Origin of the sequence: Achromobacter sp. DH1f (genome assembly GCF_000633435.1) — a bacterium.
GTDB lineage: Bacteria > Pseudomonadota > Gammaproteobacteria > Burkholderiales > Burkholderiaceae_B > Achromobacter > Achromobacter deleyi.
On the sequence record NZ_AYMF01000012.1, the window covers coordinates 97,371 to 122,174 of the forward strand.

The 24,804-nt window shown below is 66.4% G+C and carries 26 protein-coding genes and 1 tRNA gene; 11 read left to right on the plus strand and 16 right to left on the minus strand.

Annotated elements, in window-relative coordinates; genetic code table 11:
* Window positions 1–5 precede the first annotated feature (5 nt).
* The 6 genes from sctB to U858_RS0112825 form a co-directional block, all read right to left on the minus strand.
* The gene (gene sctB / locus U858_RS0112800) at window positions 6–824 is read right to left on the minus strand and encodes a type III secretion system translocon subunit SctB (RefSeq protein WP_025137551.1); all 819 of its coding nucleotides are present in this window, start codon (window positions 822–824) and stop codon (window positions 6–8) included.
* Window position 825: 1 nt separating this feature from the next.
* Entirely contained in the window at window positions 826–1,326 is a 501-nt protein-coding gene (locus U858_RS0112805; RefSeq protein ID WP_025137552.1) for a SycD/LcrH family type III secretion system chaperone, read from the minus strand.
* Window positions 1,327–1,350: 24 nt separating this feature from the next.
* The gene (locus U858_RS0112810; RefSeq protein ID WP_025137553.1) at window positions 1,351–1,662 is read right to left on the minus strand and encodes a hypothetical protein; all 312 of its coding nucleotides are present in this window, start codon (window positions 1,660–1,662) and stop codon (window positions 1,351–1,353) included.
* 38 nt (window positions 1,663–1,700) lie between these two features.
* A complete protein-coding gene (locus tag U858_RS34795) occupies window positions 1,701–2,291 on the minus strand; it encodes a hypothetical protein (protein ID WP_198529720.1) in 591 nt (196 codons plus the stop codon).
* Between the two features lie 89 nt (window positions 2,292–2,380).
* Window positions 2,381–3,184 (minus strand): hypothetical protein, encoded by an 804-nt coding sequence (locus tag U858_RS0112820; RefSeq protein WP_157838796.1) that lies wholly within the window; start codon window positions 3,182–3,184, stop codon window positions 2,381–2,383.
* A 34-nt stretch (window positions 3,185–3,218) separates the two neighbouring features.
* Window positions 3,219–3,944: a hypothetical protein gene (locus U858_RS0112825; protein WP_232786528.1), complete on the minus strand. Its 726-nt coding sequence runs from the start codon at window positions 3,942–3,944 to the stop codon at window positions 3,219–3,221.
* Between the two features lie 229 nt (window positions 3,945–4,173).
* Between U858_RS0112825 and sctW the strand changes: the two genes are divergently transcribed.
* From sctW to U858_RS0112865, 8 genes are read left to right on the plus strand one after another with little or no spacing between them, the layout of a single operon-like run.
* Complete coding sequence (sctW, locus tag U858_RS0112830) at window positions 4,174–5,277, plus strand: type III secretion system gatekeeper subunit SctW (protein ID WP_025137557.1); 1,104 nt, start codon at window positions 4,174–4,176, stop codon at window positions 5,275–5,277.
* On the plus strand, window positions 5,274–5,654 hold the full coding sequence (locus U858_RS0112835) for a hypothetical protein (protein ID WP_025137558.1): 381 nt from the start codon (window positions 5,274–5,276) through the stop codon (window positions 5,652–5,654). Before sctW ends, U858_RS0112835 begins: the two co-directional genes overlap by 4 nt.
* A 19-nt stretch (window positions 5,655–5,673) precedes the next feature.
* Window positions 5,674–6,081: a hypothetical protein gene (locus tag U858_RS0112840; protein WP_025137559.1), complete on the plus strand. Its 408-nt coding sequence runs from the start codon at window positions 5,674–5,676 to the stop codon at window positions 6,079–6,081.
* A gap of 8 nt (window positions 6,082–6,089) precedes the next feature.
* Window positions 6,090–6,449, plus strand: coding sequence for a M48 family metallopeptidase (locus tag U858_RS0112845; protein WP_025137560.1), 360 nt, complete (start codon window positions 6,090–6,092; stop codon window positions 6,447–6,449).
* A gap of 8 nt (window positions 6,450–6,457) precedes the next feature.
* On the plus strand, window positions 6,458–8,551 hold the full coding sequence (gene sctV, locus U858_RS0112850; RefSeq protein WP_025137561.1) for a type III secretion system export apparatus subunit SctV: 2,094 nt from the start codon (window positions 6,458–6,460) through the stop codon (window positions 8,549–8,551).
* A 25-nt stretch (window positions 8,552–8,576) separates the two neighbouring features.
* Window positions 8,577–9,968 (plus strand): type III secretion system inner membrane ring subunit SctD, encoded by a 1,392-nt coding sequence (gene sctD / locus U858_RS0112855; RefSeq protein WP_025137562.1) that lies wholly within the window; start codon window positions 8,577–8,579, stop codon window positions 9,966–9,968.
* A gap of 37 nt (window positions 9,969–10,005) precedes the next feature.
* Complete coding sequence (locus U858_RS0112860) at window positions 10,006–10,275, plus strand: hypothetical protein (RefSeq protein ID WP_025137563.1); 270 nt, start codon at window positions 10,006–10,008, stop codon at window positions 10,273–10,275.
* A 10-nt stretch (window positions 10,276–10,285) separates the two neighbouring features.
* On the plus strand, window positions 10,286–10,552 hold the full coding sequence (locus U858_RS0112865) for an EscF/YscF/HrpA family type III secretion system needle major subunit (RefSeq protein WP_025137564.1): 267 nt from the start codon (window positions 10,286–10,288) through the stop codon (window positions 10,550–10,552).
* 31 nt (window positions 10,553–10,583) lie between these two features.
* Here U858_RS0112865 and U858_RS0112870 read toward each other — a convergent pair whose 3' ends face one another.
* The 3 genes from U858_RS0112870 to U858_RS0112880 all read right to left on the minus strand — a co-directional run bounded on the left by U858_RS0112870 (window position 10,584) and on the right by U858_RS0112880 (window position 13,669).
* Entirely contained in the window at window positions 10,584–11,027 is a 444-nt protein-coding gene (locus U858_RS0112870; RefSeq protein ID WP_025137565.1) for a CesT family type III secretion system chaperone, read from the minus strand.
* Window positions 11,028–11,200: 173 nt separating this feature from the next.
* Complete coding sequence (locus tag U858_RS0112875; RefSeq protein WP_025137566.1) at window positions 11,201–12,673, minus strand: glutamate-cysteine ligase family protein; 1,473 nt, start codon at window positions 12,671–12,673, stop codon at window positions 11,201–11,203.
* Window positions 12,674–12,763: 90 nt separating this feature from the next.
* The gene (locus tag U858_RS0112880; protein WP_025137567.1) at window positions 12,764–13,669 is read right to left on the minus strand and encodes a LysR substrate-binding domain-containing protein; all 906 of its coding nucleotides are present in this window, start codon (window positions 13,667–13,669) and stop codon (window positions 12,764–12,766) included.
* Between the two features lie 141 nt (window positions 13,670–13,810).
* Between U858_RS0112880 and U858_RS0112885 the strand changes: the two genes are divergently transcribed.
* Together U858_RS0112885 and U858_RS0112890 are read left to right on the plus strand one after the other, a co-directional pair.
* Window positions 13,811–14,803: a tripartite tricarboxylate transporter substrate binding protein gene (locus tag U858_RS0112885; RefSeq protein ID WP_025137568.1), complete on the plus strand. Its 993-nt coding sequence runs from the start codon at window positions 13,811–13,813 to the stop codon at window positions 14,801–14,803.
* A gap of 23 nt (window positions 14,804–14,826) precedes the next feature.
* Window positions 14,827–16,101 (plus strand): hypothetical protein, encoded by a 1,275-nt coding sequence (locus U858_RS0112890; RefSeq protein ID WP_025137569.1) that lies wholly within the window; start codon window positions 14,827–14,829, stop codon window positions 16,099–16,101.
* A gap of 88 nt (window positions 16,102–16,189) precedes the next feature.
* On the opposite strand, the gene U858_RS0112895 is transcribed toward U858_RS0112890, so the two are convergent.
* Together U858_RS0112895 and U858_RS0112900 are read right to left on the minus strand one after the other, a co-directional pair.
* Window positions 16,190–16,840: a DsbA family oxidoreductase gene (locus tag U858_RS0112895; protein ID WP_025137570.1), complete on the minus strand. Its 651-nt coding sequence runs from the start codon at window positions 16,838–16,840 to the stop codon at window positions 16,190–16,192.
* 78 nt (window positions 16,841–16,918) lie between these two features.
* Window positions 16,919–17,884, minus strand: coding sequence for a GlxA family transcriptional regulator (locus U858_RS0112900; protein ID WP_025137571.1), 966 nt, complete (start codon window positions 17,882–17,884; stop codon window positions 16,919–16,921).
* 133 nt (window positions 17,885–18,017) lie between these two features.
* On the opposite strand from U858_RS0112900, the gene U858_RS0112905 reads away from it, so the two are divergent.
* Entirely contained in the window at window positions 18,018–18,755 is a 738-nt protein-coding gene (locus U858_RS0112905) for a GNAT family N-acetyltransferase (RefSeq protein ID WP_025137572.1), read from the plus strand.
* On the opposite strand, the gene U858_RS0112910 is transcribed toward U858_RS0112905, so the two are convergent.
* From U858_RS0112910 to U858_RS0112930, 5 genes are all read right to left on the minus strand, one after another.
* Window positions 18,715–19,491, minus strand: coding sequence for a putative nucleotide-diphospho-sugar transferase (locus U858_RS0112910; RefSeq protein ID WP_025137573.1), 777 nt, complete (start codon window positions 19,489–19,491; stop codon window positions 18,715–18,717). The two genes, U858_RS0112905 and U858_RS0112910, sit on opposite strands and share 41 nt — an antisense overlap.
* A gap of 227 nt (window positions 19,492–19,718) precedes the next feature.
* Window positions 19,719–19,809, minus strand: a tRNA-Ser gene (locus U858_RS0112915).
* A 159-nt stretch (window positions 19,810–19,968) separates the two neighbouring features.
* Window positions 19,969–21,522 (minus strand): SpoVR family protein, encoded by a 1,554-nt coding sequence (locus U858_RS0112920; RefSeq protein WP_025137574.1) that lies wholly within the window; start codon window positions 21,520–21,522, stop codon window positions 19,969–19,971.
* Complete coding sequence (locus U858_RS0112925) at window positions 21,519–22,778, minus strand: YeaH/YhbH family protein (protein ID WP_025137575.1); 1,260 nt, start codon at window positions 22,776–22,778, stop codon at window positions 21,519–21,521. Before U858_RS0112925 ends, U858_RS0112920 begins: the two co-directional genes overlap by 4 nt.
* A 12-nt stretch (window positions 22,779–22,790) precedes the next feature.
* Window positions 22,791–24,707: a PrkA family serine protein kinase gene (locus U858_RS0112930; protein ID WP_369797668.1), complete on the minus strand. Its 1,917-nt coding sequence runs from the start codon at window positions 24,705–24,707 to the stop codon at window positions 22,791–22,793.
* Window positions 24,708–24,804 lie beyond the last annotated feature (97 nt).

A 24,804-nucleotide genomic window follows, 5' to 3' on the forward strand; every position in this document is an offset into this window, starting at 1 on the left:
CGGGTTCAGAGGTTGCGGGCGATGCCGCGGGTCGTTTCGCTACGGCTCTGCTCAATGGCGCCGAGCTTGTCGCGAACGTCGCGGATGACATCCATCATCTGCTGCATCAGGTCATTGGCGTGCTGCGCGCCGGATTCGAACACCTTGGCGTCCGCTTCCAGCCGCGCCCGCGCCGCGTCGGCTTCGCCGGCCTTGCGGTCGTAGGCGGCCTGGACGATGCCGCCCACACCGCCGGCCATGCCGCTCAGGCCCTGGCCGATACCGGACGAATTGGCGGCAAAGCCATCGAGCTTGGCCTGCGTGACCGTCTGCTGCGCCGTCAACGGGCTGGACGTGGTGGTCATGCGCGCCGATGCGCCCATCGCGCCCATGCCGCCCAGGCCGACACCGGCCTGGATGGCGCCGCCCACGATCTGGCTGATGCCCTGGGCCAGCGCGCCCTTGAAGCGCTCTTCGGCCGCTTCCTTGATCTTGTCCGCCGCCGACATCAGTGCCTGGGTCTGCGCATCCATCGACGCGGCCCGATCCGCCCGGGCGGCGTTGCGCTGCTCTTGCGAGATCTTCTGCAGCAGCGCCATCACCGCATACATATCGGTGTCGGCAGACGCCATCAGCTTGTTCATGGCCTCTGCCACCCCCGCCGACGCGTTGCCCGGCGGCGGCGGCAGGCCCAGCGCGGCCAGCTTGTCGGCCGCGCCACCCTTGGCCACGTACTGCGTGGCGTCCAGCTCGGTGAAGCCGGCGGCGGGCGGCGGCGCGCCATCGGCGCCGGCCAGGGGATTGAGCAGCGCCGGATTGATGCCGGCGTTGTTGATGTTGATCATGTCAATTCTCCTTGGCGCCGCGCGCGGCGAGCAGGGTCCGCAGGGCCTGCGCGCGTTCGGCCAGCACGGCGTGGCGGTCGGGTTTGCACATGGCCAGCGCCAGGTCGCACGATTGCAGCGCGGCGTCAGGCTGGCCCATGTCCAGCAGGCACTGGGCGGCGTAGAACACGGGGGCCGGCTCCAGCGGGTCCAGCAGGGTGGCCGCCATGTACTGCTGCAGCGCGTCGGCATGCTTGCCCATGGCCTGGGCGGTGGCGCCCAGCGCCACCAGGTAACGGTGTTCGGTGTGGTCCAGCGACACCAGGTAGGCCAGCACCTTGAGCGCGTCGGCGTAGCGCGCCTTTTCATACAGGCCATAGCCCAGGCTGTAGAGCGCCTCGCATTCGTCGGCGGTCATGCCCTTGAGCTGGCCCAGGCTGCCGCCTCGGGCCAACTGGCCGACGATCTGGTCGTGCAGCGCTGCGTACTCTTCGCCGGTCATCGGCGCCTGGGCGGTTGTCATCGGACGGCTCCTGGTGCGTGTCGTTCAGACCATCGTGCGCGGACGCTTGACCGGGGCGCCGGCGGCGCGCGGTGCGCTGCGCTGGCGGGCATAGGCCGCCTCTTGCTCGACTTCGCGGTCGATCGCTTCCATGTCCTGGCGAAACAGGGCCTGGGCCTCGTCGCGCTGGCGGTCGTCCATCGGCTGCGCCTGCAGCGTCGAGCGAACCTTTTCCGGGTCCAGGCCCAGCTTGCGCAGCTTGTCGTCGGATTCCTCGATGGACCGCTGGGCATCGCGCACGGCGGCTTCGGCGCGCTCGATGATGTCCTGGATGTTCTGCTCTTGGGTATCGGCCATTGCCGTTCTCCGGGGTGGGCGTATTTATTGGGGGCAGATCAGCGCATGTTGCCGATGATCGACGAACGGCTGTCCTGCATCTTCTTGACGAAGTTGGTCATCGTGTCGAAGGCTTCGTTGCGCTTGTTCGACAGGCTTTGCAGACGCAGCATGTCCATCTGCTGGCTGTTGCTGGCCGCGTCCAGCTTGCTCTTGAGATCGGGGATCGCCTTTTCCAGGCCCTCGCGGGTCGGCAGGCCGGTGACGTTCGCACCGGTGACGTTGCCCTGGGCATCCTTGATCGGCGTGGCCTTGACGGGCGCCGGGTCCATGCCCAGCTTGAACGCCTGGATGGCATAGTCGGTCGCCAGCTTGTCGTTCGTCGGCGTGCCGACGTTGCCCTTGACCACGTCGCCCGGCTTGGCGTCCTTGGAATCCAGCGAGCCCTTCATGCCGTTCAGCTTGGCCTGCATGTCGTTCAGGGCGCCGGTCATCTCATTGCGCTTCTGCACTTCCTCGATCTGGCTCTTGAGCTGGCTGTCCAGCAGCTTGGTGCGCTCGGACTGCACCATCATCAGGGCGGTCTCGATGTCCATGCCGGCGAGGTTGCTCAATCCGACGTTGCCGACGTTGGCGCTGTTCACGTTCATGTTCAAGATGGGCTCCTGGCCCGGGCTGACTGCCCGGATTCGATGTAGACGGTTGACCGACGATGCAGCGTAAGTAACGGAACCCGGCCTCAGGTTCCACGAATCTTTTCCGAAATCGACATCTTGCTGTCCTGCATCTTCTTGACGTAGTTGCTCAGCATTTCCGCCGACTCGTTGCGACGGTTGGTCAGGGCTTGCAGGCGCAGCATCTGGTCCTGTTGCTGGTTGGACGTCTCGTCGATGGCGCCCTGCACCCGCTGCACGGCCTGGCGCAGCTCGCCATAGTCCGAGTCGTAGCGGATGCCGCCGGGGCAGCGGTTCAGCGTCTGGCCGGGGTAATCCGGCGTCATGAAGCCGTCGCCGCCGGCCATTTTCTTGACCAGCGTCTCGGCCAGGAAGTGGCCGCGCAGGTCGCCCTTGTCGCGCCACTTGACCAGCAGGTCGGCCTGGTCGGGCGGCAGGTAGGCGTGGGCGAATTCCTTCATGTCGCCCATGTGGCCGAACAGGCGCCAGGTGTTGCTGTCCGAGGAAAACCCCAGGTTCAGGCCCGCCTCGGCCGCCGCCCGGTTGATCTCGTCCGCCCGCCGAAAGCTCCAGCCGCCGCTGGCGTCGTCCCATTCCTTGTTGTGCTTGGCGTTGGCGTTGAACTGCGCCTGCACCCCTTTCAAGCCGGCCTGCACCGTATTCAGCAGTTCCAGCCGGCGGTTGAGCGCGCGCAGTTCCTGGATCTGCGTCTCGATCTGCTTGTCCAGCAGGCGGCCGCGCTCACCCTGCACGCTCAGCATGGCCGTTTCCTGGTCCGCGCCCACCAGGTCCGCGCCGCGTACCCCGCTGGAACTCTCCAGGCTCACCCCGCCCAGCATGGGCTGGCTGCCGCTTACCGGTCCGCTCATCGGTCACCCCTCTGTGCTTTCGCTGTCCGGGGGCTCAGCGCATGTTGCCGATGATCGACGACCGGCTTTCCTGCATCTTCTTCAGGAAATTGGTCATGACGTCGAAGGCCTCGTTGCGCTTGCCGGTCAGGCTTTGCAGGCGCAGCATTTCCATCTGCTGGGTGTTGCTCAGGTTGTCCAGCGAAGACTTGATCTCGTTCACGGCCTGCTTGTTGGCGTCGATGGTCTTGCCGTTGTCGACGATCTTCGCTTCCAGCGCCGCGATCTTGCCGTTCAATTGGTCCACGAAGTTCTGCACGACCCGGCCCTTGGCGTCCATGGTGCCGTTGCGGTCGACGTCGCGCGGCGCATCGTCGCCGGTCGGGATCGTCAGGCCGGCCGCCTTGATCTGGGCCAGCGTGTCGTGCGACAGCTTCTTGTCGTCGCCCTGCCCCCATGACAGGCCGTACCAGCCCTCGGGATTGGGGCACTTGCTGGCCGACAGGCGGCCTTGCAGGTCTTTCAACTGGCCGATCTGGTCCTGCAGGCTGACATTGGCCGACTCCAGCTTCAGGTTGTCGGCCGTCTTGGCATTCATGGCCTCGTTCATGCCCGCCATCTGGCCATTGCGGCCGTTCACCGCATCCAGCTGCTGGCGCAAGGCGTCTTCCAGCATCTGCGAACGCTGGGTCTGCACCGTCATCAGTGCGGTCTCCAGGTCCATGCCCGACAGATCCATGCCGGCTACGTTGCCCACTCCCAATCCGGAAACCGTAGACATTCCATTCTCCTTTGACGGGTGCCCGCTGCCCGCGGCGCGCCCCTGATCCATCACGGGTTAACCCTGAAATTCCGTCTGGCAGCACCGCTTTCGACGCTTCCGCTGCCTGCCCCGTGTACGTAACGGATGCCGCGTCAGGGTTCCCTGCAAACGGGATGGAACTTTCCCGCCCCAACCGTTACTACCCCAGACCATGCGCGGCTCTCGCCCGCCGCCTACCCGCGTCCCCATGAACCGTATCGATACCGGCCTGCCCGCTTCTTCCGCTTTCTCGTCCTCGACCGCCGACGCCGATATCCAGTCCGGCCAGCCGCAGGTCGGCACGATGCTGGGCCAGACCGCGGTGAAGGTGGACGGCGAGGTGTCACTGGCGGATTCCGCCGAAGAGCTCAGCCTGCACATGGCCGAGAAGGCCGAGGACAAGCACCACGCCGAACGCAAGGTCGGCCGCGAAGCGCCGCTGCAACTGCTCAGCGCCGAAGCCATCGTCGCCTTCCTGGCCGAGGCCCACGACGCCGATGCCCAGGAAAAGCTGATCGAGCTGGCCCGCCACCTGCTGGCCGGCCAGGCTGACCCGCGCCAGGCGGCCGCCCAGGCGTTCGGCGACGCGGCGCGCCAATACCTGGGCCTGCAATACGCCCTGCGCCAGGGCGAACGCGAAGGTGCTCCCGAAGACGTGCTGGACGGCCTGCGTGAGGCGCTGGCCGACCTGGAACTGGAAAGCGGTCCGCAGATACGCGCCAGCCTGAACACCATCGGCGCTGCGGCCGGCTACGCCGACGATGCCCGAGGCATCGCCGACTTCCAGCGCACCTACCAGGACGTGGTGCTGGGCGAATCGTCGCTGGCCAAGACCCTGGGCCTGGCGCTGGAGCGCTTCGGCGGCAAGGACGTGGCCCGCGGGCTGCAGCAACTGATCCAGGCGCTGGGCCAGGACCTGGCCGCCGCGCGCCCGTCTACCAACCCGGACCGGCTGCAAGCCCTGATGCAGGACCTGTATCAGTTAGGCGTGGCCGTCACGGTGCTGGACGGTTGCGCCGAGCTGGGCCAGAAGCTGGCCAGCGAACACGGCACGACGCTGGCGGCAGACCGGCTGATGCAGGACCTGGTCAACGTCAGCAACGAAAAATGGGTGTCGGAATCGCGCTTTTCGGCGCTGGCGTCCGGCCATGGCGTGGAGTCGGTCGGTGCGCGCATCGTTTTCCTGGGCGGCGTACGTGCCGTGCTCAAGGATCTGCCGGTGCCGATGTTTCCCGACCTGGACGCCCGCCAATCCGTCCTGAACGCGGCGCAACTGGCCCTGGATGCGGCCATCGACGAGGAATACGAATGAACAGCCTGGACCGCGCGCTGGGCGCCTTCGGCGAGCACATCGGCATGGACGGGCTGGCCCTGGGCCCGCGCGGCAATGTGGCGCTGCAGCTGGAATCGGGCCGCCGGGTGGCCATCGAGGCCGCCGGCGACGAAGTGCTGGTGTACGTGTCCGAACCCGTGCCCTACGACGCCCCGCAGCGCCTGCTGCAAGCCTGGAAGCGGGCCCACCATTCCCGCCTGGAAGGCTATGCGGTGCAGGCCGCGCTACGCGAGCAAGACGGCCTGCCGCGCCTGCTGGCCGTGACGCGGCTGCCTGCCGCCCAGGCCGGCGCCCCGGCGCTCAAGCAGGCGGTGGACGCCCTGTCGCGCTGGCTTGACGACGCACGCACCGACTGACCGGGACGGAGACCAAGACATGTCAGATATGCGCATCAACGGCTACGCCTTCGACAGGGGCCTGGACGGCATTTCCTACGCCGGCCGTGAAGCCGCCGGCCAGCATCTGCCGGACCGCCACGAACTGGCCCCGCCCACCGACGGCGTCAAGGCTCAACTGGCCCAATTGCTGGACACCCCCGGCACCGATCGCTACCTGGACAGCCAGTTGCGCCCGCCGCTGGCCAACCGCGACCTGCTGCTGCCGGGCAAGTTCGGCCAGGCCTTGCAGTCGGCGCTGGACGGCCTGGCCACGGCGGCCGAGCAGGCCCAGGGCAGCAACCCGGAAGACGCCCGCGCGCTGAACCGCGCCGTGCGGCTGCTGAAAGACGAAGCCGGCCTGCGCGACCTGGTCGCCATGTACCGCAGCGCGTTGTACCAGGGATGAGCGCCGCCATGCCCCTGCCGCCCGAAGCCCGCGAGCTGCTCAGCCTGCTGGCGTACGTGTACCTGGAAAACAACCGGCCCGAGAAGACCGCGGTGGTGCTGCGCGCCCTGCAGACGCTGGGGCTGGCCGATGCGCGCCAGCTCGCCACGCTGGCGCTGGCCCAGCTGCGCGCCGGCAAGGCCGACGCCGCGCTGTCGACGCTGGACCTGCTGGCCATGCAAGGCGGCGTCGATGCGCCGTTCCACCTGATTCGCGCCCAGGCCCTGCTGGCCCTGGCGCGCCGCGACGAGGCCGCCGCGGCCATGCGCGCCTATGTTGCCCTGCGCCCCGCCCCGGCGCCCGCGACCACCGAGACGGAAACGCTTTGAGCCGCCCCATGCAAGCCCTGAACCGCGCCGTCGCCGTCGCCACCAGCCGCAACGATATCGTCCTGGCGATCTTGATCGTCTCGATCATCTTCATGATGATCCTGCCGTTGCCCACCACCCTGGTCGACGTGCTGATCGGCGCCAACATGACGCTGTCCGCCATTCTGCTGATGGTGGCCATGTACCTGCCGTCACCGCTGGCGTTCTCGTCGTTCCCGTCGGTGCTGCTGGTCACCACGCTGTTTCGCCTGGGCATCTCCATCGCCACCACCCGCCTGATCCTGCTGCAGGGCGACGCCGGCCACATCATCGAGACCTTCGGCAACTTCGTGGTGGGCGGCAATCTGATCGTGGGCCTGGTGGTGTTCCTCATCCTCACCATCGTGCAGTTCGTCGTCATCACCAAGGGCGCCGAGCGCGTGGCCGAAGTGGCCGCGCGCTTCTCGCTGGACGCCATGCCGGGCAAGCAGATGTCGATCGACGCCGACCTGCGCGCCGGCACCATCGACATGGACGAGGCCCGCAAGCGGCGCTCGGTGGTGGAAAAGGAAAGCCAGCTGTACGGCGCCATGGACGGCGCGATGAAGTTCGTCAAAGGCGACGCCATCGCCGGCCTGATCATCGTGGCGGTCAACCTGCTGGGCGGCATTCTGATCGGCACCATGCAGCGCGGCCTGACCGCGGGCGAAGCGGTGCAGGTGTATTCCATCCTGACCATCGGCGACGGCCTGATCGCGCAGATCCCGGCGCTGTTCATCGCCATCTGCGCCGGCATCATCGTGACCCGCGTGCAGACCGGCGACGGCCCGTCCAACGTCGGCAAGGACATCGGCGCGCAAGTGTTGGCCCAGCCGCGCGCGCTGCTGATCGCCGCGGCCATCGCGGTCGGCATGGGCCTGATTCCCGGCATGCCCACCCTGACCTTCCTGGCGCTGGCGGCCGTGGTGGGCACCATCGGCTTCGTGCTGCTGCGCGGCACCCGCAAGGTGGTGGACGAGAAGACCGGCGAAATCACCGAGATCCCGGCGCTGGCCGCCGACGGCCAGAAGCCCCAGGCCAAGCCGCGCGCCGATGGCAGCGCCGAATTCGCGCCTACCCTGCCGTTGATGATCGACGTGGCCGCGGCCCTGCAACGCAGCTTCAATGCCGACGAACTGAACGACGAACTGCTCAAGATCCGCCGTGCGCTGTACTTCGACCTGGGCGTGCCGTTCCCGGGCATCCAGCTGCGCTTCAACGACGCGCTGGCGCCGGACACCTACAACATCCTGCTGTCCGAAGTGCCGGTGTCGCAAGGCAAGCTGCGGCCCGGCGCGGTACTGGTGCGCGATACCGAGCAGAACCTGCAAGCGCTGCAAGTGCCGTACGACACCGACAAGCGCTTCCTGCCCAACATTCCCACCCTGTGGGTGGATGCCGCGTTGGCGCCCACCTTGTCCGCGGCCGGCATTCCGTTCCTGGACCCGCATCAGGTGCTGACCTGGCACCTGGCCTTCGTGCTGAAGAAGTATTCGTCGGACTTCATCGGCATCCAGGAAACCCGCTTCCTGCTGACCGCGATGGAAGACCGTTTCCCCGACCTGGTCAAGGAAGCGCTGCGCGTGATGCCGGTGCAGAAGATCGCCGAGATCCTGCAGCGGCTGGTGTCCGAAGACATCTCGGTGCGCAACCTGCGCGCCGTGCTGGAAGCGCTGATCGAATGGGGCCAGAAGGAAAAGGATTCGGTGCTGCTGACCGAATACGTACGCGTCTCGCTCAAGCGCCACATCAGCTACAAATATTCCAGCGGCCAGAACATCCTGCCCGCCTACCTGCTGGCGCCGAACGTGGAAGAGACCGTGCGCGGCGCCATCCGCCAGACCTCGGCCGGCAGCTACCTGGCCCTGGACCCGGGCGCCTCCAAGAAGCTGGTCGACAACATCAAGCGCGCCACCGGCGACCTGACGGCCGCGGCGCAGAAACCCGTGCTGCTGACGTCGATGGACATTCGCCGCTACCTGCGCAAGATGATCGAGCAGGACCTGTACGAGCTGCCGGTGCTGTCCTACCAGGAACTGACGCAGGAAATCAACGTACAGCCGCTGGCCAGGGTGGACCTGTGACCTTGCACCCCACCGGAGCCCCGAGATGAGCGAAGCGCTGGAGCTGCGAGTCCTGTCCGGGCTGCACCGCGACGCCCGCTGCCTGGTCGAAGACGGCTCGGTGCTGGGCGCCGACCCGGCCTGCGACATCGTGCTGGCCGACGACGGCATGAGCCCGCGCGCCGCACGTGTGCGCATCGGTGCGGCCGGCTGGGACCTGGCGGTGGAAGACGGCCAGGCCGGCGAATCTGCCGGCGTCCCGCCCGGCACGCCGTTCAACCGGCCCGTGCCGCTGGGCCCCGTGTGGATCACCGTGGCGCGGCGCGCAGACCCCTGGGCCCAGGCGCCGGACGCCGCCAACGATGCCGTGGCGCAGACGGCAGAGTCTGCCGCGGCAATCGCCGCGCCCGCGACGCCCCCACCGGCGCCCGCCGCGGATTCACGCGCATCGGCCACCGGCGCCGCCGCGCTCGCGTCCAGCGACGAAGACCGCCAGCTGGAACAGCGCCTGCCCTTGCCGCCCGCCCAGGGCCGGCGTCGCAAACGCGATTCCTGGCCGATGGTGCTGGGCCTGGCCGCCGTGGTGCTGACCATCCTGGTGGCCATCGGCCTGGCGCTGATGCCCACGTCCACCGCCACGCGCGCCCCGCAAGTCGACCCGCGCCTGGCCGCCGCGGAGAAATCGGTGGGCCAGATATCCGCCGTGCTCGACCGCATGGGCCTGGCCTCGCGGCTGCACGTGTCGATGTCGCGCGACGGCATGGTGACGGTATCGGGCTGGGTGCGCAACGCCGCCGAACAGGACGCGGTGGCCTCGGCGCTGTCGCAGATCTGGCCGATGCCGGCCATGCGCGTCAGCAACGAAGACGAGGTCGTGCGCACCGCCCGCGGCGCGCTGCGCGCCTTCAACGTGCGCTACGAGCCGCGCTACGAAGGCGATGGCCGCCTGAACATTGCCGGCATCGCGAGCAGCGCCCGAGAACGCGCCTCGGCGCTGGATGCGCTGCGCGCGCAACTGCCCGGCATGACGGTGCTGGGCAACGACATCGCGCTGACGCAGCAATTGAGCGACACCCTATCCAGCCAGCTGGTGGACGCCGGCCTGTCGGGCGTGACCTTGGCCTGGAAGCCCGATCACCTGGAAATCGCCCCCGGCGCGCTCGACGACGACCAGCAGACGCGCTTGCAGGAACTGGTGGACGACTTCAACAAAAGCTATCTGGGCGTGGCCAAGCTGGCCGCGGCCAGTGCCGCGCCGGCCGCCGACAGCGTGCCGTTCGTGATCCGCAGCGTCGTGGGCGGCCCCCAGCCCTTCGTGGTGCTGGAAGACGGCAGCAAGCTCCTGGTGGGCGGGGTCTACCGCAAGTACCGCCTGGTCGCCGTGGAGAACACCCGCATCATCTTCGAAGGCCCGCGCACGGCCATCGTCACCCGTTGAGCCCCTCACCCAACCGCCACTGACCACCCCAGCCCGCATGAACACCTCGACCGCCCTGACCGAACTGGAACAACGCCTGGCCGCGCCCGGCGGCGCCGACCTGCGCGCCAAGCTGATGCAGCAGTTGGCCACGCTGGAACAGTCCGCGCGCACCCGGCTCGATTCCGGCCTGGTCCCGGTGGCGTTCCAGCAATGCCAGGCCGTGGCGCAAGCGGCGGCCGCCGCGCGCGACGTGCTGGCAGAAAGCTCTCTTGAATCCCCGGCCGGCGCTCTCCCAGCGTCCGCTTTCTCTCCCTTGACCCGCTAGGAGACGCACCATGGCACTGAACGGATTGACCGGCTCGTCCGGCCTGAATTTCAACAGCGTGAACAACACGATCTACGACAGCATCCGCTCGCAGGAAAGCAATCTGCAGACGACGCTGTCGAACATGCGCACCAACGCCGACGGCAGCGTGTCGCAGGCGGATATGCTGAAGATGCAGCAGCAGGTGCAGCAATGGACCATGCTGATCGAGATCCAGAGCACGATCACCAAGCAGATCGCGGACTCGCTCAAGGGCGTGATCCAGAAGGCCAGCTAAGGCCCTGAATCAAGGGTGCGCGGCGGTCGACCTAGACCGACCGCATCATGAAGGCGGGATCGCGCCGCAGCGCGTTGACGTCGGGTTCGGCGCGCGCGCTGCGTTTTTCCCAGGCCTCGACCTGGCCCAGCAGCGCGTCGATGGCGGCGAGCAACGCCTGCGCGCCGCACTGTTCGCGCGGCACGCCCAATTGCAGATGCAGGCGCCCATCGGGGGCCGCGCACGCGACCACGCCACCGCCCGCTTGCAGGAAATTGCTCTGCGCCGCGTGCAGCGCCTGGGGGCCATCCATCTTGCCACCCGCCACCGCGCACGACAGCAGCACTTGCCCACGCGCGCCATGCAGCATCAGCTGCACCAGGTGGCGTCCGTCGAATGCCAGTTGGCACAGGCCGCCATCCCCCGGCGCCAAGGCGGGAATGCCCAGCGCGATGCCGAGTTCGGAGAGTATCCGGGCGAAATGGGGATCTGACACGATGGCGGTTCTGCAAGACCGGACACCGACTGCGTAACGTGGCAGCCCGGCATGCGAGAGGGTGGACGAGCCGGCATTATGGCATTCGTTGCGCGCGCCGCCCAGACCTCGCGCACCGACAGCCCCCGCCGCGATCGCTGCCGCGGCGGTTCGGCGTCACGCCGACACCATGTTCACAGCGGCACCGCCGCGCGCTGCCGGCCTACCTTGGCCAGCCGCTGCGCATCGCCTTCCAGGCTGCGCCACAGCCGCAACAGGCGGTCCGCGCCGGTGCTGCGCGCATCGATCGCGTAGCGGGCATACGCCAGCCAGTGCCGCTCATCGGGTGCCAGGCCGCCCTCGGCCACCGCCAGCACCTCGCTTGCCAGCGCGTGCACGGCGTCGTCATCCAGGGCATCGCGCATGGCGTCGGCGCGCATCGCGCGCAGCCGCAACCAGCCCCATGACCGCAGCAGGTCTTCGGCCTGCGCCAGGTTGCGCATCAGGCCCAGCTGCAACGCCGACGGCGCCATCACCAGCGTCGCCGCCACCGGCTGGCCGGCCTCGTGTATCAACTGCGCGTCGGCAAAACCCGCCCCCGGGCCGCGCCCTTCGATATAGCCGCTGGCCCCCAGGCCTGCGTAGAGTTCTTCAATCCCGCCCGGCCGCCGCCAGGCCGTGCGCAACGCCTCCAGCGACGGCGGCTCGGCCAGGCGGTAGCGCCAACGCGCATCCAGGAAATGCGCGAACTGCGAATATTCAAAATGGCCGCCTTGCGGCGCGATCGTCACCGCCTCGCCGGTATCCGTGCGCCGGCCCGGCCAACCGCCGGACGCCAGGAATTCGGATAGCGACGGCGAGCCTGCCAGATGCACGCCGGTGGCCGACTTGTAGCCGTCGTCCACCGCCAGCGGCAGGCAGCGGCTGGCGGTGCCCGGCGCGAACATCCAGCGGAAATAGTCGCCCAGGTCCACGAATGGCCGCTCGGGCAGGCGTTGCAGGTAATGGTCGCCGGCATAGCGCGAATGGCGGAACATGCGGTCCCAGACCGTGAGCCGGTTTTCCTTCAGGCCGGTGGCACGGCCGCCTTCCAGCGGGCTGTTGGCGAAAATGGCGATGCCGGCCGGCGCCAGCGCCAGCACCACGTTCAATGCGCGCGCCGCCTGCGTCACGTCCACCGACGTGCACGGGCTGTTCTGCGCCTTGGCATCGATGCCCACGCGGTGCAGCCATTCGCGGTGGCCCACCAGTTCGCGGTAGATCGGCCGCGGCACATGCACCGACGCGTACCAGGTCGGGTCGAGCGTGCACTGCGGATGCTCGGACGCATTCAGCACCACCGCGTCTTCAAAGGCCAGCGCCGCGCTGGCATCGCGCAGCTCGCGCGACACGCGCCGCGCCAGCTCGTTCAGGCCGCCTTCGGCATCGGACACCGGCGCAAATGCGGTCTCGAGCAGATTGAAGCCGTTGTCCAGGCCGCTTTCACCGGCCGCGACCGAGACGCCCACCGCTCGTGTGCCGATATGCACCAGTTCCGGTGCCTCGCCGCGCGCCGCCTTGATGCCGGCCAGCGCATCGAAATAGCCGGCTACCGGATGGCTTGCGCCGGTCGCACGGTGCGCCACGGCCATTTCCATCTCCAGCCCCAGTGTCTGCCCCGCCCCCATCACTACGGTCTCCTTGTTGTCATCTCGAACCCGCCCTGCGCGCTGCCCGCTTGGTAACGCCGGGTCCGAGGCCGTTCCACACGCACCGTATCAGGCCAGCGCCGCCATCGTCTGCAGGCGCCGTGTCAGGATGTCGACGAACGCCTCGGTCACGACCGACGGCGCGGTCTGCGCGGGATAGGCCATGCTCACCCGCACCGGCAGTTTGGGCGTGAACGGTCGAATCGCCAACTGCTGCGCAAACACGTCCGCGATATACGGGTTGACGATGCCCAGCCCCGTGCCCGCCGCGGCCAGCGCGCAGATCGTCGACGAATACGTGGTTTCGATTTCGGACACCGGCTGCACCTGGTGCGCCAGCATCGCGCCGCGCAACTGCAAGTAGACATCGTCGTCGGCATTCAACACCAGCAAACGGCGCTCGTTCAGGTCGGCAATGCCGATGGACGCCAGGTCGGCCAGCGGATGGTCCGGCCGCATCACGCACACGGCCGCGCTTTCATGCAGGCTGGTCAAGGACAGATGCGCGCCTTCCAGCGGCACCGTCGTCACCACCACGTCGTAGGTGCCGTGCAGCAGCCCTTCGCGCAGGTACTGGCTGCCCACGGTCTGCATATTGATATGCACGTCGGGGTAGCGCTGCGCGAATTCCTCGACCGCGCCCGGCAGCATGCCCAGGCCCAATGCCGGCGTGCAGGCCAGCCGCAGCACGCCGCTGCCGCTGCGGCGCATGGCAGCCACGCGGTCTTCGATGCGTTCCAGGCCGACGAAATGCCGCTTGACGGTATCGAACAGGTCCTTGGCCTCGCGCGTGGGCCGCAGCCGGCCGCGCTCCATGTCGAACAGCTTCAGGCCGCTGGCCTGCTGCGCCTGCGACAGCAGACGGCTGATGGACGGTTGCGTGGTGCGCAGCATCTGCGCGGCGCCGGTCGTCGTGCCGGTCAACATTACCGCGTGGAAGGCTTCGATCTGACGGAAATTCAGCGGTCGGCTCATGGGCTCACAGGGTATGGCAAATCTGCATAGGCTATGCCGAAAAAAGAATTTTTTCAAATACCTGGCGACTCCTACACTCGTGGCTCTCAAGGTGCCGTGACCGGCGCCGTCCTTGAAATCCAACCGCTGTAGGGAAACACCATGAATGCATGCCGTCCCTGGCGCCGCCGCGTCCTGCAAGCCCTTTGCCTGACCCTGGCCGGCTCCGCCCTGCCGTTTGCCGCCCATGCCCAAGCCAATTATCCGGACCGTCCGTTACGGATCATCGTGCCCTTCACGGCCGGCGGCAGCTCGGATATCCAGGGCCGCCTGCTGGCCGAACACCTGGGCAAACTCTACGGCCAATCCGTCGTCGTGGAAAACCGCCCCGGCGCCGGCGGCCACATCGGCGGCAAATACGTGGCCGATTCCGGACCCGACGGCTACACCCTGCTGCTCGGCTCCATCGGCCTGCATGCCACCTATGGCGTCTACAAGACCCTGAACTACCGCCCCGCCGACGACCTGAAACTGATCACCATCGTCGCCGAGATGCCGCACGTGGTGGTCGCCAACCCCGACCTGCCCGCCAACACCCTCGGTGAACTGACGGCCCTGGCTCGCGCCAAGCCGGACACCATCCACTTCGGCTCGGCCGGCGTGGGCTCGTCGGTGCATATGGTAGGCGAACTGTACAAGATGGCCGCCCAGGCGCCGATCGTGCACATTCCCTACCGCGGCAGCTCGGCGGCCACCAACGACCTGCTCGGCGGCCAGATCCAGCTGCTGTTCGAGAACGTGCCCACCACCATCGGCTACATCCAGACCGGCAAGCTGCGTGCCCTGGCCATCACCGGCGCCACCCGCTCGCCCGCGCTGCCCAACGTGCCCACCGCCGCCGAGGCCGGCCTGCCCGGCCTGACGGTCACCTCGTGGACCACGCTGGCCGCCAGCAAGGACGTGCCCGACGCGCTGATCCAGAAGATCAGCGCCGACCTGCGCCGCGTCTATGCCGACCCCGCCTTCCGCGCCGGACTGGAACGCCTGGGCATGACGCCCGTGGGCAACAGCCCCGCCGAGGCGCGCGAGTTCGTCGAACGCGAACGTGCCCGCTGGAACAAGGTCATCGAAACCGAGCACATCAGCGCAGGCTGACCCTTTTTCTCTCTCAACGCGTGATGAACCGCATGCCCCAATCCGACATTGCCTGCCGCCGCCTGGGGGCCCCGCCGGGCCACCACTTCTTCGGCTACTACAACAAGACCGTCTGGCACCGCGGCGGCCGCTATCTGCTGGCCAACCGCACGCCGGTCAAGGACGCCGTGCTGACGCCCGACCTGCGCGCCGAGGTCGGCTACTTCGACCTGCAGCAGGGCGACCGCTATCACGCCGTCGGCGCCACCACCGCCTGGAACTGGCAGATGGGCTGCCAGTTGCAATGGCTGGACGGCAAGGCCGAGCCGCAGCTGATCTACAACTGCCGCCGCGACGACGACAGCGGTTTCTATCCCGGTTTCCGCTCGGCCGTGCACAACGTCATCACCGGTGAAACCCGCACTCTGCCGCTGCCGATCTACGTCGCCGCGCCCAGCAGCCGCTACGCGCTATGCGTGGACTACCGGCGCCTGTACATCACGCACCAGACCATCGGCTACAGCGAACATGCGCCCGGCCCCGTTGCCAATGCGCCCGCCGACGACGGTATCCACACGCTGGACCTGGACAGCGGCGCACACCGCCTGCTGGTCAGCTACGCGGATCTGGCCGCCTTTCACCCGCGCGCCTCGATGCAACGCGCCATCCATTGGGTCAGCCACATCGAGGTCAACCCGTCGTCCACCCGTATCCTGTTCCTGCACCGCTGGACCGAACGCGTCAAGGACGAAACCTGCTTCCTGCACCGGCTCATCACCATGAACCCGGACGGCAGCGACATGCGCCTCTTGGAATGTTCCGACCATCCGCTGCCGCAACTGGCCGACGACTTCGATCCCAGCGCGGTCGGCACCTTCGACTACGAAAAGTCCGAATACCAGATCTCGCATCCGCTCTGGCGCGACGACCGCTCGATCATTGTCTGGGGCCCGCACGACGGCAGCATCCACTACCACCTGTATGAAGACGCCCCCGACGGCGCCGTGCAGGTGGTGGGCGATGGCGTGCTGACCGAGAACGGCCACATGACCTTCTCGCCCGTCGACACCCGCTGGCTGCTCAGCGACACCTATCCCGACCCCGTCACGCACGAACGCATCCTGTTCCTGTATGACATGCAGACGGGCCGGCGCCACGACCTGGGCAGCTTCTACGCCGACCCCACGCTGTCCAAGGAAAACCGCTGCGACCTGCACCCGCGCTGGAGCCGCGACGGCACGCAGGTCTGCATCGACTCGGTGCACGAAGGCGAACGCCAGATGTATGTGCTGGACGTCGCGCCGATCGTGAAGGGATAAAAGAACGGGCCGCTCAAGGCGGCCCCTTTTTTTTTTCGACAGGTGATGCGTCACGCGTACGCGGGGTCCGAGCCGGACCGCCCCGGCGTCAGCCCTCTTGCGCCACTTGCCGCAACGCCTGCTCGAACACGTCCGCCGGCTGTCCGCCCGACACCAGGTACTTGCCGTTCAGGATCACCGACGGCACCGACGTGATGCCGCGCTCGCGCCATTCGGCCTCTTCCTTGCGCACCTCATCGGCATAGCGGCCCGAGGCCAGCACCTCGCGGGCCTCGGCTTCGTCCAGCCCCGCATCCGCGGCTGCGCGCGCCAGCACGTCGGCATCCGCCGTGTCCTGGTTGTCGTAGTGATAGGTTTCCAGCAGGCGCTTCTTCAGCGCCGTCTGGCTGGCCTGGCCCTGCAATCCGGCCCAGTGCAGCAGGCGATGCGCGTCAAAGGTATTGAACGAGCGGTTGTCCTCGGCCATGCGCATGCGCATGCCGACCGCCGCCGCGCGCTCGGTGATCACCTTGCGGTTGGCCTGCACCTGCTCGCGGTCGTAGCCATACTTGGCCATCAGGCGCTCGATGGTGTTCTGCCCGCCCTTGGGCATGTCGGGATTGAGCTCGAACGGCCGGAACCGCAGCTCGACGTCGGCCTCGCCTTTCACCCGCTCCATTGCGGTCAGCAGGCCGCCCAGGCCTACCGCACACCAGGGGCAGGCAACGTCGGACACGAAATCGATAGTGACTTTGGACATGGAAATCTCCGGGAACAAGCTTGCAGCGTAGATCAAACCTGCACGGCGGGTTGAAAAAGCCCTGGGTGCGCCAGGGGATCAGCCGCCGCCCCCCGGCCGCAATTCACGCATCCCCCGCCCCAACTTGCGCCGCAGCAGGCTGCGCAAGGTCGACGTGTCCGCATACCCCACCTCGGCCGCCACGCGGTCCAGATCGCAGCCGTTGGACATCAGCTGCTGCGCCCGCTGCACCCGCAGGTCTTGCACGAACGCCAACGGCGATTTGCCCAGCACTCTCTCGGTGCGCCGCTGCAACGTGCGCGCATGCACCTGCAACGCCGCCGCCCCGTCCTGCAAGGAAAAACCCTTGGACAGATTGCCGCGCACCCAGCGCTCGAAACGCTCGACCAGCGGATCGGCATGGGCCAGGAAATCCGGAATGATGTACTGCGCTTGCGACGACCGGTTGTCGATCAGCAGAAACTTAGCCACCGTCGCCGCCAGTTCCGGGCTGGCCTGGCGCATCAGCCACAGCGCCAGGTCCAGGTGCCCCATCGCCGCGCCCGCCGTCACCACGCCCTGGGAACTGACGATCATGCGCGTGTCGTCCAGCCGCACCGCCGGATAGCGTTCGCGAAACAGCGGCGCCAGCGACCACGTGGTGGTGGCGTCGCGCCCGTCCAGCAAGCCACTGTCGGCCAGCACGAAGGTGCCGATACACGCGGCCGCGATGCCCACGCCTTGCGCTCGCCATGCCTGCAACTGCGCCTTGGCCCGGGCCACGTCGCGCCGGCCCAGCGCCGCCACCAGCTTGGGCGGCGTCTTGGCATTCAACGCCGGCACCACCGCCCAGTCCGGCCGCGGTACGTCGTCCGCCGGCTGCACGGCCACCGACATGCCCAGCGCCGTGCGGATACGCCGGCCCGCCCCCACCACGGTCACCTCGAACGGCGCCGCGCCGCCCCCGCTCAGCGCGGCCAGCTCGTTGGCCGTGTCGAACGTATCCAGCAGTGCCGTCAGCCCGGTGTCGAACGCGCCGTCCAGCGCGTAGATGCAGATTCGCATGTCGTAAATGACCTAATTATTGTCATTTACGACTATAGATGCCTGACTGGAGCGATGTCTAGAATGCCTTCGATCCCCCGCCGGTTCCGCCCCGCCCGGCCCACGCACCCTCAACATGTCAGCGAGACCCGCGATGCAACACCCCGATCAAAGCCAACTCGACAATCCGGCGTGGTTCGCATTGGCCTCCCGCCAGCAATCGCTACGCCAGGGCGAAGGCCTGGCCGTTCGCTATCACCCGGATGTCGCCCCATTCGCCGCGCTGCGCAACACCACGCGTGAGGCGTTCGACGCCCTGCAACGCCTCATCCCGCCCGGCGGCCAGGCCTTGCTGCAGACCCTGTCCGATGTGCCGCCCATCGACGGCCTGCGTACTGAAACCCTGTTCTCGTTCTTTCAGATGGTGGATGCCGCGCCCGCGCCGGATGCCGACGACGGCGGCATCCTGTCGTTACGCCCCGCAGACAGCGCCGACATGCTCGCCCTGGCCCAGCAAACACGGCCCGGCCCGTTCGGCCCGCGCACCATCGAAACCGGCCGCTACATCGGCCTGCGGCAAGACGGACGCCTGATCGCCATGGCAGGCGAACGCATGCGGCTGGACGGCTATGTGGAAATCAGCGCGGTGTGCGTGGACGAGGCGCATCGCGGACGCGGCCTGGCCGGCAGGCTCATGAACGTCCTGCGCCGCGATATCGCGGAACGCGGCGACACGGCCTTTCTGCATGTGCGCGACAACAATGCGGCAGCCATCGCGCTGTATGAACGCCTGGGTTTCACCAAGCGCCAGACCTTCCTGCTGCATCAGATCGGGCGGCAGGACGAAGCGCCTACCCCGGCGTTACCCGCCCAAACAGGATCTTCTCGATGACGCGCACCCGGTCCCGGCGCCGCCGGACAGCCCGCCCCACCCGGCCGAACGCGCGCTTTTTCTGTTTGGCCTCGCGGCTGGCCTGCAGGTGTTCGATGAACACCTCGCCGCCCAGCGCATTGTCGGTCTTGTCGAAGATCCAGCAATAGGACACCGGCAGGATGCCCAGCCGAAAGCGCGGCGCAGCCGACGCTGCATCGTCAGCCAGAATGCGTTCCAGCACCAACTGGTCCCACTCGTCCGGCGACGCCGCGCAGGCATCGGCCCACGCCTGCAACAGCTCGGTGGCGGCCGGCGTATGGTTGATGAACAGCGTCCCGCTCAGCAGGTGCCCATCCGGCTCGAAGTAGGCGCCGATATCGCAATCCATCCCCGCCAGCGCCGGCCACGGATCGCGGTGAAACACCGCGTCCACATCCACGTACAGCATCGGCCCGACGTGCTTCTTGCGCATGGCGACCAGCACCCCGGCCTTCATCGACGCATTGCGCACCCACGACCCGGTGGAATCGATCGCCTCGGCATCCACCGGCAGCCCCAGCCGTTCGGCGGATCGCACCAGGCGGTTCTTCTCGGCCTCGTACACGCTGTCCTTCGTATAGAAAGCCACCGTCATGCCGGTGGCCAAGGGGCGAACCGCAGGCTCCGCACGCCCATCCGCCCCCGGAAAACGCGCCACCACGCGCCGATGCTCCGGCGACCAGGCCGAAAACTTGCGTTGAAACCACTCGAACATGATGGGCCGCCTATCAAGACTGAAGAATTCAGGCGGAGTGTAGGAGCGGCATTTTCAGGCCGGGGGCCGTTGCAACCGGCAGAAATACGGGTCACTGTGTTGCAACCGATCGAAATATGAATCCAGGCAAGCACGCGGCTGACGGACGTAAAAAAACCCGCAGGGCCATCGCGGCTTGCGGGTTTCGGGTCTGATCTTTCAGACCTGAGCTTTCTTACGGAAATTCTTGGCGGACAGAGGGGGATTCGAACCCCCGATACGCTTTTGACGTATACACGCTTTCCAGGCGTGCGCCTTCAACCGCTCGGCCACCTGTCCTGATCTGGTACGCATTCCGAAAAATGCGAATCCGCGATTCTAGCAGATTGGAAAGAATGCTGCAGCGCCCGCCGGCAAAAAGAAAAAGGGGACGCGATTGCGTCCCCTCGGTCCTTCCCCGGGCCTGCCCCCACAAGGCGCCCCGGGGTCGGCCAAACGTTACACCGGCGGCGGGTCCTGTTCGCGGTAGGAACTGACCGTGCCGTCCGGCTCGGTCTCTTCCAGCCGCACCCGGAAACCCCACAGACGCGCCAGGTGCTTCATGACTTGCTCGGCATCCTCGGCCGCCAACGGCCGGCCGCGGCTCTTCAGGTGGCGCAGCACCAGCGACCGGTCGGTGTCGCGGTTGAAACGCGTGACCTGGATGTCCGGCACCTGGTTGTCGCGGTTGTGCTGCGCGGCCAGCAGGCGGCGGATGTCGCGGTAGCCTTCGTCGTCGTGAATGGCGGCGACTTCCAGCTTGGGGTTGGCCTGGTGGTCCGAGATCGCAAAGAAGCGGAACTCGCGGATCAGGCGCGGCGACAGGTATTGCGAAATGAAGGACTCATCCTTGAAGTTGCGCATGGCAAAGTCCAGCGTCTTCAGCCAGTCGCCGCCCGCGATGTCCGGGAACCAGCGCCGGTCTTCGGGCGTGGGCTTCTCGCAGATGCGGCGGATGTCCGACATCATCGCGAAGCCCAGGGCGTACGGGTTGATGCCGCCATAGCCGCGTTCGTCAAAGCCGCGCTGGCTGACGACGTTGGTATGGCTTTGCAGAAACTCCATCATGAAGCCATCGTTGACCAGCCCCTTTTCATGCAGGCGGTTCAGGATGGTGTAGTGCCAGAACGTCGCCCAGCCCTCGTTCATGACCTTGGTCTGCGTCTGCGGGTAGAAGTACTGCGCCACCTTGCGCACGATGCGCACCAGTTCCTTCTGCCAGGGCGCCAGCTTGGGCGAGTACTTCTCGATGAAGTACAGCAGGTTTTCCTCGGGCTCGGGCGGAAACACCACGGCGGCCGCGCGCGGGTCCTTGTCGGCTTCCAGTCGCGGCAGCGTGCGCCACAGGTCGTTGTATTGCAGGCGGGCGTGCTCCTGGCGCTCGGCCTGGCGGGCGGCTTCTTCCTTGTACGAGATCGGCGTGGGCCGCTTGTAGCGGTCGACCCCGTGGTGCGACAGTGCGTGGCAGGAGTCGAGCAGCGCTTCCACGGCGTCGATGCCGTAGCGGTCTTCGCAGTCCATCACGTACTTGCGGGCGAACACCAGGTAGTCCAGTACGCCGTCGGCGTCGGTCCACTGGCGGAACAGGTAATTGCCCTTGAAGAACGAGTTGTGGCCGTAGCAGGCATGCGCGATCACCAGCGCCTGCATCGTCATGGAGTTTTCTTCCATGAGATACGCGATGCAGGGGTTGGAGTTGATCACGATCTCGTACGCCAGGCCTTGCATGCCGCGACGGTAGTACTGCTCGTTGCGGATGAATTCCTTGCCGTAGGACCAGTGCGGATAGCCAATCGGCAGGCCGGCCGACGCATACGCGTCCAGCATCTGTTCCGAGGTGATGACCTCGATCTGGTTCGGGTAGGTGTCCAGCCCGTACTCGCGCGCGACCTGCGAGATCGCGTCGTCATAGGACTGGATCAGCTCGAACGTCCATTCGGAACCTTGCGACAATGGCCGGGGGCTGCCGCCGACCGATTCCGGCTCTACGAGTGCGCCCACGATGGCATTCATGCGGTTTCCTTCTTGAACAGGTCATGGAACACGGGATAGATCTCCCCGCGTTCGCAGATGCGCCGCATCACGAAATGCGGCTCCAGTTTCTGTTCATACTCCGCCCACAGGCTGCTCTTGCGGGCTTCCTGCGAGTCGGGGATCTCGATATAGGCGAAGTAGCGCGAGGCCGGCAGCAGGTGTTCGGCCAGGAAGCGCGCGCTCTTGCCGGCGTCGGCGCCGAAAGAATCGCCGTCGCTGGCCTGCGCCGCATACACGTTCCAGGCCGTGGGCGGATAGCGCTTCTCGACGATCTCGCGCATCAGTTCCAGCGCCGACAGCACGATGGTGCCGCCGCTCTTGGGATCGTAGAAGAAGGTCTGCTCGTCCACTTCCTCGGCATTGTCGGTGTGGCGGATGAAGACCAGGTCCACGTGCTCGTACTTGCGCGACAGGAACAGGTAGAGCAGCGTGAAAAAGCGCTTGGCCAGATCTTTCTTGCCCTCGTCCATGGACCCGGACACGTCCATCAGGCAGAACATGACCGCGCGCGCCATCGGAATGGATACCGACACGCGGTTGCGGTAGCGCAGGTCCAGGTCGTCCAGGAACGGCACACGGGCCAGGCGCTCGCGGCAGTCTTCGACGTCCTGCTCCAGCGTCCGGATCTCGTCAGCGGGCGCACCCGCCGACAGGGCCTTGGCCAGGCGTTCTTCAGCGTCTTCAAGGTCGGCACGCGCTTTCACGCTCAGCGCCACCCGCCGCGCCAGCGACGACTTCAGCGTGCGGCTGATGCTGAGCATGCTGGGCGAACCGGTGGTGGTGTAGCCCGCGCGCTGCCATTTCTTCTGGCTGACCTCGCCCAGCTGGTTGCGCGCCAGGTGCGGCAGTTCCAGGTCTTCGAAGAACAGGTTCAAAAATTCGGCGCGCGACAGGCTGAAGGTGAACTGATCGACCGCCTCGCCTTCGCCGGGCTCGTTGCCGCCCTGGCCTTCTCCTCCTTGCGGCCGGTCGATGGCGTCGCCCTTGGCGAATTCGCGGTTGCCCGGATGCACCATTTCCCGGTCGCCGCCCGCGCCGTGCCGGAAAGTCGGCTCGGAAATATCGCGGGCGGGCAGGTTGATCTCGCCGCCCTGATCCATGTCCTGGATCGAGCGGTCGCGGATCATCCCATGGACCGCCTTGCGGATCTGGTCCTTGTAACGCCGAAGAAAGCGCTCCCGGTTGACAGCGCTTTTGTTGCGCCCGTTAAGACGTCGATCGATCAGTGAATTCATGATTCACCTCGCTCAGGAAGACTTCCTCACGCGGAGGTACCACTCGCACAGCAGCCTGACCTGCTTTTCCGTGTAGCCCTTTTCCACCATCCGGTCGACAAAGCTCTGGTGCTTCGACTTGTCCTCGGCCGAGGCCTTGGCGTTGAACGAAATCACCGGCAGCAAGTCTTCCGTGTTCGAGAACATCTTCTTCTCGATCACTTCGCGCAGCTTTTCATAGCTGGTCCAGGTCGGGTTGCGGCCGTTGTTGTTGGCGCGCGCTCGCAGCACGAAGTTCACGATCTCGTTGCGGAAGTCCTTCGGGTTGGCGATGCCGGCCGGCTTCTCGATCTTTTCCAGTTCATCGTTCAAGGCGCTGCGGTCGAAGCTTTCGCCGGTTTCCGGGTCGCGGAATTCCTCGTCCTGGATCCAGCAGTCGGCAAACGTGACGTAGCGGTCAAAGATGTTCTGGCCATACTCGGAGTATGACTCGAGATAGGCGGTCTGGATTTCCTTGCCGATGAATTCCGCGTAGCGCGGCGCCAGGAAGCCCTTGATGAACTCCAGGTAGCGGCGGCGGATTTCCTCGGGGTAGTCCTCGCGGCCGATGCGCTGCTCGAGCACGTACATCAAGTGCACCGGGTTGGCGGCAACTTCGGTCTGGTCGTAGTTGAAGACGCTGGACAGGATCTTGTACGCGAAACGCGTGGACACCCCGTTCATGCCTTCGTCGGTACCGGCGTAGTCCTTGTATTCCTGCAACGCCTTGGCCTTGGGGTCGACGTCCTTCAGGCTTTCGCCGTCGTAGACGCGCAGCTTGGAATAGATGCTGGAATTCTCGGGTTCCTTCAGGCGGGTCAGCACCGAGAACTGCGCCATCATGTCCAGCGTTCCGGGCGCGCACGGCGCCTTGGACAGCGAGCTGTGATGCAGCAGCTTTTCGTAGATGCGGACTTCCTCCGACACCTGCAGGCAGTAAGGCACCTTGACGATATAGATACGGTCAAGGAAAGCCTCGTTGTGCTTGTTGTTGCGGAAGGTCTGCCATTCCGACTCGTTCGAGTGGGCCAGGATGCTGCCGTTGAACGGAATCGCCGAGAACCCCTCGGTGCCCTTGAAGTTGCCTTCCTGGGTGGCCGTGAGCAGCGGATGCAGCATCTTGATCGGCGCCTTGAACATCTCGACGAACTCGAGCAGCCCCTGGTTGGCCAGGCACAGGCCGCCGGAATAGCTGTAGGCGTCCGGATCGTCCTGCGAGTGGCGGTCGAGCTTGCGGATATCGACCTTGCCCACCAGCGACGAAATGTCCTGGTTGTTCTCGTCGCCCGGTTCGGTCTTGGCGATGGCCACCTGGCGCAGCACCGAAGGATTCAGGCGCACCACGCGGAACTGCGAGATGTCGCCGTCGAATTCCTTCAGGCGCTTGACCGCCCACGGCGACATGATGCCCGTGAGGTAGCGGCGCGGAATGCCGTATTCCTTTTCGAGCGTGTCGCCGAAGCGTTCCGGATGGAACAGGCCCAGCGGCGACTCGTTCACGGGCGAACCCTTGAGCGCGTAGATGGGATAGCTCTCCATCAGGACCTTCAGGCGTTCTGCAATGGACGACTTGCCGCCGCCCACAGGCCCCAGCAGATAGAGGATTTGCTTGCGCTCTTCCAGTCCCTGCGCGGCGTGCTTGAAGAACGCCACGATCTGCCCGATGACGTCCTCCATGCCGTAGAACTCCTGAAACGCTGGATAGCGCCGGATGGTCCGGTTGGAAAACAAACGGGAAAGACGTGGGTCGTTGCGCGTATCCACGATTTCAGGTTCGCCAATCGCGGCCAGCATGCGCTCAGCGGGGCTGGCGTATGCCATCGGATCGCGTTTGGCGAGGTTCAGATATTCCTCAAGGGAAAGCTCTGACTCCTGCTCTCTTGCATACTGCGACTTGAAGCCTTCGACGATGTTTTGCACGGAAACCTCCTACAACACGCGAAAAAGCCATGACGTCCCTACGTGTCCCCATTGTGTGCCTCTGTGCTTACGCGTGACTAGATAATCT

Excerpts from the sequence above, each read along its gene's own strand:
- sctB (WP_025137551.1), bottom strand. The coding sequence starts at position 824 with ATGATCAACATCAACAACGCCGGCATCAATCCGGCGCTGCTCAATCCC.
- U858_RS0112805 (WP_025137552.1), bottom strand. The coding sequence starts at position 1,326 with ATGACAACCGCCCAGGCGCCGATGACCGGCGAAGAGTACGCAGCGCTG.
- U858_RS0112810 (WP_025137553.1), bottom strand. The coding sequence starts at position 1,662 with ATGGCCGATACCCAAGAGCAGAACATCCAGGACATCATCGAGCGCGCC.
- U858_RS34795 (WP_198529720.1), bottom strand. The coding sequence starts at position 2,291 with ATGAACGTGAACAGCGCCAACGTCGGCAACGTCGGATTGAGCAACCTC.
- U858_RS0112820 (WP_157838796.1), bottom strand. The coding sequence starts at position 3,184 with ATGAGCGGACCGGTAAGCGGCAGCCAGCCCATGCTGGGCGGGGTGAGC.
- U858_RS0112825 (WP_232786528.1), bottom strand. The coding sequence starts at position 3,944 with ATGTCTACGGTTTCCGGATTGGGAGTGGGCAACGTAGCCGGCATGGAT.
- sctW (WP_025137557.1), top strand. The coding sequence starts at position 4,174 with ATGAACCGTATCGATACCGGCCTGCCCGCTTCTTCCGCTTTCTCGTCC.
- U858_RS0112835 (WP_025137558.1), top strand. The coding sequence starts at position 5,274 with ATGAACAGCCTGGACCGCGCGCTGGGCGCCTTCGGCGAGCACATCGGC.
- U858_RS0112840 (WP_025137559.1), top strand. The coding sequence starts at position 5,674 with ATGTCAGATATGCGCATCAACGGCTACGCCTTCGACAGGGGCCTGGAC.
- U858_RS0112845 (WP_025137560.1), top strand. The coding sequence starts at position 6,090 with ATGCCCCTGCCGCCCGAAGCCCGCGAGCTGCTCAGCCTGCTGGCGTAC.
- sctV (WP_025137561.1), top strand. The coding sequence starts at position 6,458 with ATGCAAGCCCTGAACCGCGCCGTCGCCGTCGCCACCAGCCGCAACGAT.
- sctD (WP_025137562.1), top strand. The coding sequence starts at position 8,577 with ATGAGCGAAGCGCTGGAGCTGCGAGTCCTGTCCGGGCTGCACCGCGAC.
- U858_RS0112860 (WP_025137563.1), top strand. The coding sequence starts at position 10,006 with ATGAACACCTCGACCGCCCTGACCGAACTGGAACAACGCCTGGCCGCG.
- U858_RS0112865 (WP_025137564.1), top strand. The coding sequence starts at position 10,286 with ATGGCACTGAACGGATTGACCGGCTCGTCCGGCCTGAATTTCAACAGC.
- U858_RS0112875 (WP_025137566.1), bottom strand. The coding sequence starts at position 12,673 with ATGGGGGCGGGGCAGACACTGGGGCTGGAGATGGAAATGGCCGTGGCG.
- U858_RS0112880 (WP_025137567.1), bottom strand. The coding sequence starts at position 13,669 with ATGAGCCGACCGCTGAATTTCCGTCAGATCGAAGCCTTCCACGCGGTA.
- U858_RS0112885 (WP_025137568.1), top strand. The coding sequence starts at position 13,811 with ATGAATGCATGCCGTCCCTGGCGCCGCCGCGTCCTGCAAGCCCTTTGC.
- U858_RS0112890 (WP_025137569.1), top strand. The coding sequence starts at position 14,827 with ATGAACCGCATGCCCCAATCCGACATTGCCTGCCGCCGCCTGGGGGCC.
- U858_RS0112895 (WP_025137570.1), bottom strand. The coding sequence starts at position 16,840 with ATGTCCAAAGTCACTATCGATTTCGTGTCCGACGTTGCCTGCCCCTGG.
- U858_RS0112900 (WP_025137571.1), bottom strand. The coding sequence starts at position 17,884 with ATGCGAATCTGCATCTACGCGCTGGACGGCGCGTTCGACACCGGGCTG.
- U858_RS0112905 (WP_025137572.1), top strand. The coding sequence starts at position 18,018 with ATGCAACACCCCGATCAAAGCCAACTCGACAATCCGGCGTGGTTCGCA.
- U858_RS0112910 (WP_025137573.1), bottom strand. The coding sequence starts at position 19,491 with ATGTTCGAGTGGTTTCAACGCAAGTTTTCGGCCTGGTCGCCGGAGCAT.
- U858_RS0112920 (WP_025137574.1), bottom strand. The coding sequence starts at position 21,522 with ATGAATGCCATCGTGGGCGCACTCGTAGAGCCGGAATCGGTCGGCGGC.
- U858_RS0112925 (WP_025137575.1), bottom strand. The coding sequence starts at position 22,778 with ATGAATTCACTGATCGATCGACGTCTTAACGGGCGCAACAAAAGCGCT.